Here is a 7,992-nt window from a genome sequence, read left to right on the forward strand (position 1 = left end):
GCGCCGCGGCGGATCCGGTCGCCTGACGATGGCGACGGACCGCCGTACCGTGATCGGCTCGGACATCGGCGGATATCCGCCGAGCCGGCGCGCCTCGCGCTCGTAGGCGGCCAGGATGTCGTTCCACGAAAAGGCGGCGGACCTCCGCCGGGCCGCTGCACGGGCGGCCGCGACGGCCGCGTCGTCGCCGAGAACAGTCTCGATCGCCCGCTCGCATCCGTCCACGTCGGAGAAGTAGAACTGGCCGTCGCCCGCAGTGCCGCGATTGAAGGCGTTGTCGTGCGCGATCACCGCATTGCCGGCCCACAGGGCCTCGACCAGCGAAGGGTTGGTGCCGCCGACCGTGTGCCCGTGTAGGTAGGCGCGGGCATGGTGGCGCAGCGCCTGGACCGTCTCGGCCTCGTAGATCGCGCCTGGGAACACCACGCCCTCCCCTGCCGCTCGCCGCAACGCCCGGTGGTAGGCGTTGCTCGGGTCGAACGTGCCGAGCACCACCAGCTTGGCAGAGCGCGGCTTCCTTGAGAACGCCTCGACGAAGGCCAGCACGTTGTTGTCGGGCTCGATCCGCGCGATCGAGACGAGGAATCGATCGGGTTCGAGCCCGAGCGTCTGGATCGGCGCTTCCTTCGGCGCGCGGATCGGGTCGCCGCCGTAGGGGATCGTCGCGATCACCCGGCGCGGACGGCGGGTCGCGAGATGGTCGGCGATCGCCGGGTGGTCGGCGATCAGCCGGTGCGAGCTCCAGGCCGCGATCCACTCGCTCACCCAGAAGAACGCCCGCACCGCCAAGGACCATTTCGGGCGCCGCCACTCGATGCCGTCCATGTTGGTCAGGATCGTGGCGCCGCGCAGCCTGAGATACGGCAGGAAGATCGCCCCGTTGTAGCCGAGCACCAGGCAGACGCCGCCGCGCGTCACGGCGTCGTGCGCGCAGAACGCGTCGAAGGCCAACGTCGCCGCCGGGCCGGTCGCGGCGACCTCCACGGTGATCAGCTCGATCCCCCGCCACATCGTGGTGGAGACGCGCCGCCCGACCCGCTCGACATCCCGCTCGCAGTAGACGCCGACGCGCCAGCCGCGCGCGGCGAGATGCAGCGCGAGCCGTTCCGCGAACGTCTCGAACCGGCCATGCGACGCAGGGATGCCGCGCGTCCCAAGAATTAGGAGCGCCGGCGCAAGATCCCGCATACGCGAACCCCTTCCGATTTCAGTCAACTTCCGGTATCCGAGAAGACTTACTAACGAAGCGTCTCCGGAATACAACCAATAGTTGTTGTATCAGTGGTTAATTCAACTTATGCGTGCTGATCCAATACTTCGGACCGGGTATTCTTTCACGGACGGGAATGTTCGGGCGCCGGGCGGGTTCCTCGCCGCGCGGGACGGACGCGCCGTCCGCCGCATCACCTGCGTGCATCAGGGCTACGAGCTCTACGGATCGGATCGCAGCTTCTGCGAGACGGTGCGGACGATCCGCGAGGCCTATCCGCAGGCCTGGATCGACGTGGTGCTGCCCAAGGCCGGCCCGATCGTCGCGATGCTGGAGGACGCCGCGTCGCGGATCGTGATCGAGCCGATCTGGGTGCTGCGCCGGCGCAACCTGCTGCGGCTGGCGACGCTCGGCATGGCAGCCCTGCCCTTCGCCGTCGCCCGCGCGCTCCGGCGCATCCGGGCCAGCGATCTCGTCTACGTGAACACCACCGTCGTGGCGGACTACCTGCTGGCCGCGCGGCTCCTGCCCGGCCGAACCGTCGTCCATGTCCATGAGATTCCGGAGGGGGCGACCCTGACGGTGCTGCGCAACCTGATCCGCTGGAGCCGGGCGAACATCATCTTCAACTCGCGGGCGACGCAGGCCGCCTTCGCGATGCCGAAGGATGCGACCGTGCGCGTGGTCTACAACGGCATCGCCGGCCCGGCCCTGCCCAACACCGCGCGCTACGACGGCAGCCGTCCGCTGCGCCTGCTGATGCTCGGCCGGATCAGCCGCATCAAGGGCCAGGAGGTCTTGGTCGAGGCGATCCGGCGGCTGCCGGAGGCGATCCGGTCGCGCATCGAGCTGAAGATCGTCGGCAGCGCCTTCGAGGACGACGCCCGCGAGGCGGCGCTGGCCGCACAGGTCGCCGAGGCCGGACTGTCGGGGCAGGTCACCTGCTCGCCGTTCGTCGCCGACCCCGCTTCGCTCTACCGCTGGGCGGACGTGGTCACGGTGCCGTCGCAGCTGCCGGAGTCGCTCGGACGCGTCGCGATCGAGGCGCTGGCCTACGGCATCCCGCCGTTGGTCTCCGGCATCGGCGGCCTCACCGAGATCGTCGAGGATCGCGCGACCGGATGGGTCGTGCCCCCCGGCAACGTCGAGGCCTTGTCGCGGGCGCTCGCCGAGATCGTCACCCGCCCGGACCTGTGGACGGGGTATCCGGCGGCGGCGCGCGCCCGCTACGAGCGCATCTTCGACGAGAAGCTCGCGGCCGAGGGAATCGCGGCGATGCTGCGCCTGACCTTCCAGGGCGAGCCCGCCCGTGTGCCCGGCACCCGCACGCCGGCGAACGCCCCGTCGAACTCCGCCGGCTGACGGGGGCGGTCCGCCCGACCGCCGGACCTGCGAAGCCCGCCGGCATCGGCCCTCTTGTGCGTGCTCTGCGCAACGCTCCGTTAGCCAAGACCGAAGCCGGTCGCCGGCATGCTCGACCCGGCCCGGAACCGGTTTCGAAACGAAGTCTTGACGATACGGTCGAGCTTACAGCCTCCGGTGATCGCTTCGTAAGTATTCTCCTGCGATCGTTTCGGCGGACGTTGTTCCATCGTTCGACCGCACGCGGTATTGCTGTTCCTCATCCACTGCACATCGCGCCTGCGGTTGCGACACTCACACGATCTCGCCGGATCGCGTTCGCGCTCCGGTCTTCCGTGCTTCGACCCGCTTTCGGCCCCATGGCCGGCACGGGCATGAGAGATGGGATATGATCAGCACCTTCATCGAGCAGATCCTCGATCGCATCTCGGCCGCCAACCTCCTCGCCGCCGGCCTCCTGCTCGCGACCGCCCTCGGTTGCGCCGTGATCGCCTATTGGCGGACCGTCGAGGAGAAGTCCTTCGCAGAGTTCTTCGAGTTTTTGCTGCCGCACGAGGTGATCACCCACCCGTCCGCGCGCGCCGACCTGCTGTTCTACATCACCCGCAAGGCGATCATGCCGTTCCTGCTGATTCCGGCGGGCGTGACCTTCGTCGTCGCGGTCGGCTACGCGACCAACAAGATCGTCGGCACGATGTTCGGCATCGATGCGCCGCTGATGGGCGGGTCGCCGGGCCCGATCACGGTGATCGTCTTCACCGTGACCATGCTGCTCGCCTACGACATCTCCTATTACCTGTATCACACCGCTCAGCACCGGTTCCCGTTCCTGTGGGAGCTGCACAAGGTCCACCATTCGACCGAGGTGATGGTCGGCATCACCAAGGATCGCGTCCACCCGCTAGACGAGCTCATGAACCGCGCCTGGGACGGCGTCATCCCCGGCATCTGCTTCGGGTTGTGGACCTTGATCGCACTCAACCCGGTGGAAGTCACGGTGTTCGGCGTCAACGTCTACATCATGCGCAACATCCTGATGATGGACTTCGTCCGGCACACGCATTTCAAGATCTCGTTCGGCAAGCTCAACAACCTGATCCTGTGCCCGCACTGGCACCAGCTGCACCACAGCACCAACCCGCGCCACTACGACAAGAACTTCGGGCTGCTGTTCTCGTTCTGGGATCGGGTCTTCGGAACCCTGTGCGTTCCCGAGCCGAACGAGAGCTTCAAGTTCGGCCTCGTCGACCGCGACGTGCGCGACTACCAGTCGCTGAACGGCCTCTACATCCTGCCGCTCAAGAAGATGTGGCGGGTCGTCAAGCGCCGCTTGAAGCCGCGTCGCGCCGCCCCGATCCAGGCCCGGGAAGGGTCGCAGCCGTGAGCGCGGAGCGTTTCGAGATCGTCCGCACGGGCGAGCGGCTCGCCGAGGTCGGCCCGGCCTGGACCGCCCTGTGGCGTGAATCCGGTGCGCTGGTGTTCCAGAGCCAGGCCTGGATCGCCGCATGGTGGGCGACGGTGCCGGATCGGGAGCGGCGCGCCTTGCAGATCGTGCTGGCCTGGCGCGGCGACGCCCTGGTCGCGGTGCTGCCGATGGCGACCTGCCGGCGGAAGGGGCTGCGCCTGCTCGAATGGGCGGCCAAGGACCACACCGATTACGGCGACGCCCTCCTGGCCGGCGACGATCCCGGTCTCCTGCGGCGGATGTGGGGGCATCTCTCGGCCGCCGGCGGGTTCGACCTGGTCTACCTGAACCGCCTGCTTCCGGGTGCGAAGGCACGGGCGCTGCTCGATCCGAGCCAGGCGGCCGGCGTGCGCCTGCGACCGAACCATCGCAGCGAGGTCAGCTTCCGCGTCGCCGGCGATTGGCCGACGGGCGAGGCCTGGGTCGCGGCGCAATCGAAGAAGACCCGCCAGAATTATCGTCGCGGCCAGAAGTTCATCGGCGAATCCGGCCCGTTGCGCTTCCGCCTGCTGCCGCCCGACGCGCCGATGGAGCCGGTGCTGCTGCGGCTCGCCGACCTGAAGCGCAAGTGGCTCGCCGGCAACCAGCTCGAATCGAACCTCTACGACGAGGGGTCGCCCGCGCTCTCCGCCCTGGTGCGGGTGCTGGCCGAGACCGGCCTGCTGCGCGCCTTCGTGCTCGAATGCGATGGCGTCATCGTCGCGGTGTCGATCAACTTCGTCCAGGCCGGCACGATGATGGCCTTCGTCACCACCTACGATCCGGCGTTCGAGCGCGGCTCGCCCGGCATGGTGCTGATGATGGACTACATCCAGTGGTCGATCGACCAGGGGCTGCACACCGTCGACTTCCTGTGCGGGGCCGAGGCGTTCAAGAGCCGCTTCGCCACCACCAGCGTCACGCTCGACGCCTTCATGGGCCGCAGGACGCTGCCGGGCGCCGCCGCGATGATGCTCGATTCCTGGAACCTCGTGGTCCGCGACATGCGCCGCCGCAGCGGCACGCCGCCGCCGCAGGTTGCAGCGGCGAGCGAAGCCGCCTGAACCCGGAACGCCGGCGTCCGTTCACGCGGCGGCCGCCGGTGCCGACGTGCCGGCCGCGAAGCGGTCGGCGGCCTCGCGCACCCGCCCGTCGGGATGGCGGGACCGGTCGCGGAACGCCTTCGCCGACCACAACGCGGTGACGCATTCCGACACCGCGAGGCCCATCAGCGCGAAGGGCGGCGCCAGGGTGAGCAGCAGCGGCACCATGATCAGGAAGCCGATGCCGGCGCTGACCAGGGCGCCTGCGGCGATCACCCGGAACGCGGCCGACGCTTCGAGGAACGCCCGCGGGATGGCGTAGAGCAGCGCGATCGTCACCACGCACCAGACGCCGAAACCGATCGCGGCCATCGGCTCGCTTGCGAAGCGCCCGTTGAACAGGTGCCGCTCGATGATCGGCAGCGCCGTCCACATCGCGACCCCGTAGGCGAGGCAGGCGAGGCCGATCAGGGCCGTGCTGCGCACGACGAGGCGCCGCGCCTCGCGCCGGCGGCCCGCGGCGAGCAACGCCGAGATCTCCGGCAGGACCATGTTGTTGAGGGCGTTGGTCGGGATCCGCAGCGGCGCGAACAGCACCAAAGTCGCGGCGATCGGCGCATAGGCCGCGGGCCCGGCCAGCAGCGCGAACAGCAGCGTCAGCCCCTGGCCCTGGACGGTCGTGCCGGTGACGCCCAGCAGCGACCAGGCCAGCGTGCGCCAGATCTCCAGGTAGCGCCGCCGCACGCTGGCACGGAACGAGACCCGGACCGGTCGCCCGATCGCCGCCAACGCCACGGCGATCCCGGCCGCGTGCGCGGCCGCGATGCCGAGGAAGGCGTGCTCGAGCAGGGCGTCGTCGCCGGCATGGAGGAAGACGACGAGCGCCAGCCCGCAGGCCGAATAGACCATGTCGCTCGCGCCCGCGACCCAGGGCGCGCGGCGCGCCAGCAGCACGATCCGCAGGTAGCTGCGGAAGGCGTAGAGCCCGACGAAGGCGCCGCCGGCGAGCGCCGTGACCCCGAGCACCGGCGCGAGCCCGACCGACACAGCGGCGGCCATCAGCAGCGCGGCGGCGGTCGCTCCGGAGCCGAACACCATGTCGTGGCCGCGTTCCGCCGGGCGGCCGAAACTGCGCGCGAGAAAGAGCGTCGCCGGCACTGCGACGAGGGCCCGGATATACGTGACGCCGACGGCGCCGATCGTGAACACGATCGCGAACAGGCCGTACCCGTGGGCGCCGAGCTCCCGCACGAGCACGATGTTTAGGACGAAGTGGAACAGGCTCTGGATCAGTTCGCCGGACAGGATCACGGCGAAGCGCCGACCGAAGCGTCCGATCTTCGGAAGCCTCATGCCCCGCGTCCCCGACGGTCGGAGAGCGCGCGGCACCGTGCAGCAATCACGCGCGCGACGCCAGTCCGTGTCTGAATATTTCCGTGTCCGGTCATGATATCGATCTGACGAGGTGAAGGTGTCTTCGAGACGAACGATCGCCCGGTGCGATATCCGAATCGACGAATGATCACGCGTTTGCCTAGGATGAATCTCGCATATCTTTTTGCAACGCACCATGCGGTCGCGGGTTACGTAGATCGTCGCCGGCCGACTACGCATGCGGATCGTCCTGCCCGCGAAACGTCATGCGCCCGGCTCGCGGTTCCCCTACGTTGGGAACGCCGTTTGGTTTCAGCGGGGCTTGATCGGCCGGCCGCGATGCCGCAAGCCCGACACCCATCGATCCATCGGCCGCCCGTGACGCCTCGCGCAGCACCTGCTTCATCCGCACGATCCGGTTCGGCACCGCCAGAGGGGCGGCACGGGCGCGGCGCACGATGACGCGCCTCAGCGACGACTGCTTCGATCCGTCGGTGCCGGTGATGACCGTCGCCGAGGCGACGGCGATGATCCTGTCGCGGCTCCCCGTGGTGGCCGGCGTGGAATCCGTTCCGCTGTCGCAGGCCGACGGCCGCATCGCCGCCGAGGATGTTTCGGCGGCGATCGACGTCCCGCCCTTCGACAATTCGGCGGTCGACGGTTACGCGGTGCGCTTCTCCGACCTGTCCGAGACCGGATCGACGCTGCTGCCGGTCCGCGGGCGCCTGCCGGCCGGCGCCGTGCACCAGTACATGCCGCTCGACGCGCCGCGCTGGGTCGAGCGCTTCCTCGACCATTGGCAGCCCGACCTCGCCCTGGTGGCCGAATCCGAGATCTGGCCGAACACGGTGGTGGCGCTGCATGCCCGCGCCATCCCGCTGCTGCTCGTCAACGGGCGGATGTCGGAACGCTCGTACGCGGGCTGGGCGCGCGCGCCGCGCACGGCGCGGGCCCTGCTCGCGCGGATCGCGATCTGCCTGACGCAGACGCGGGACGACGCCGAGCGCTTCGTGCGCCTCGGCGCGCCGCGGGTGAGCGTGGCGGGGAACCTCAAGTACGACGCCGCCGTTCAGCCGGCCGATCCGCAGCAGGTGGCCTATCTCGGCGACATGATCGGCGACCGCCCGGTCTGGGTCGCGGCGAGCACCCATCCGGGCGAGGACGCGGCGGCGGCCGAGGCCCATGCCGCGCTCAAGGGCCGGTTCCCGCGGCTCCTGACCATCGTCGCCCCGCGCCACCCCCATCGCGGCGGCGAGGTGGCGGCCTGCGCCACGGCGCAGGGCCTGCGCAGCGCGCGCCGCTCGGCGGGCGGGCGCCCGCACCCGTCGATCGACCTCTACGTCGCCGACACGATCGGCGAGCTCGGGCTGTTCTACCGCCTGAGCCCGCTGGTGTTCCTCGGCGGCTCGCTGGTGCCGCATGGCGGCCAGAACCCGATCGAGCCGGTGCGCCTGAGCAGCGCCGTGCTGCACGGGCCGCACACGGAGAACTTCACCGAGGTCTACCGCGCCCTCGATGCCGGAGGGGGCGCCGCCGCGGTCGCCGACGCCGCCGAGCTC

General features: G+C 69.7%; 7 protein-coding genes. 4 read left to right on the forward strand and 3 right to left on the reverse strand.

The annotated features are described in order from the left end of the window. The coding region (locus FV223_RS14790; protein WP_147727752.1) for a DUF1972 domain-containing protein at positions 1–1,188 on the reverse strand (1,188 nt) is incomplete at its 3' end. Between the two features lie 214 nt (positions 1,189–1,402). Here FV223_RS14790 and FV223_RS14795 point away from each other — a divergent pair. From FV223_RS14795 to FV223_RS14805, 3 genes are all read left to right on the forward strand, one after another. Continuing rightward, positions 1,403–2,572: a glycosyltransferase gene (locus FV223_RS14795; protein ID WP_246686353.1), complete on the forward strand. Its 1,170-nt coding sequence runs from the start codon at positions 1,403–1,405 to the stop codon at positions 2,570–2,572. Positions 2,573–2,960: 388 nt separating this feature from the next. Further along, on the forward strand, positions 2,961–3,956 hold the full coding sequence (locus FV223_RS14800; RefSeq protein ID WP_147727754.1) for a sterol desaturase family protein: 996 nt from the start codon (positions 2,961–2,963) through the stop codon (positions 3,954–3,956). Next, on the forward strand, positions 3,953–5,080 hold the full coding sequence (locus FV223_RS14805; protein WP_147727755.1) for a GNAT family N-acetyltransferase: 1,128 nt from the start codon (positions 3,953–3,955) through the stop codon (positions 5,078–5,080). Before FV223_RS14800 ends, FV223_RS14805 begins: the two co-directional genes overlap by 4 nt. A 21-nt stretch (positions 5,081–5,101) precedes the next feature. Here the strand turns inward: FV223_RS14805 and FV223_RS14810 are convergent, their stop codons facing one another. Next, complete coding sequence (locus FV223_RS14810) at positions 5,102–6,412, reverse strand: hypothetical protein (protein ID WP_147727756.1); 1,311 nt, start codon at positions 6,410–6,412, stop codon at positions 5,102–5,104. A gap of 253 nt (positions 6,413–6,665) precedes the next feature. After that, entirely contained in the window at positions 6,666–6,839 is a 174-nt protein-coding gene (locus FV223_RS30445; RefSeq protein WP_187274645.1) for a hypothetical protein, read from the reverse strand. A gap of 52 nt (positions 6,840–6,891) precedes the next feature. Here FV223_RS30445 and FV223_RS14815 point away from each other — a divergent pair. Beyond that, on the forward strand, positions 6,892–7,992 hold a 1,101-nt coding region (locus FV223_RS14815), incomplete at its 3' end, for a glycosyltransferase N-terminal domain-containing protein (protein WP_147727757.1).

This window comes from Methylobacterium sp. WL116 (assembly GCF_008039455.1).
GTDB lineage: Bacteria > Pseudomonadota > Alphaproteobacteria > Rhizobiales > Beijerinckiaceae > Methylobacterium.

Coding starts and splice junctions, on each gene's coding strand:
- FV223_RS14810 (WP_147727756.1), bottom strand. CDS start 6,412: ATGAGGCTTCCGAAGATCGGACGCTTCGGTCGGCGCTTCGCCGTGATC.
- FV223_RS14800 (WP_147727754.1), top strand. CDS start 2,961: ATGATCAGCACCTTCATCGAGCAGATCCTCGATCGCATCTCGGCCGCC.
- FV223_RS30445 (WP_187274645.1), bottom strand. CDS start 6,839: ATGAAGCAGGTGCTGCGCGAGGCGTCACGGGCGGCCGATGGATCGATG.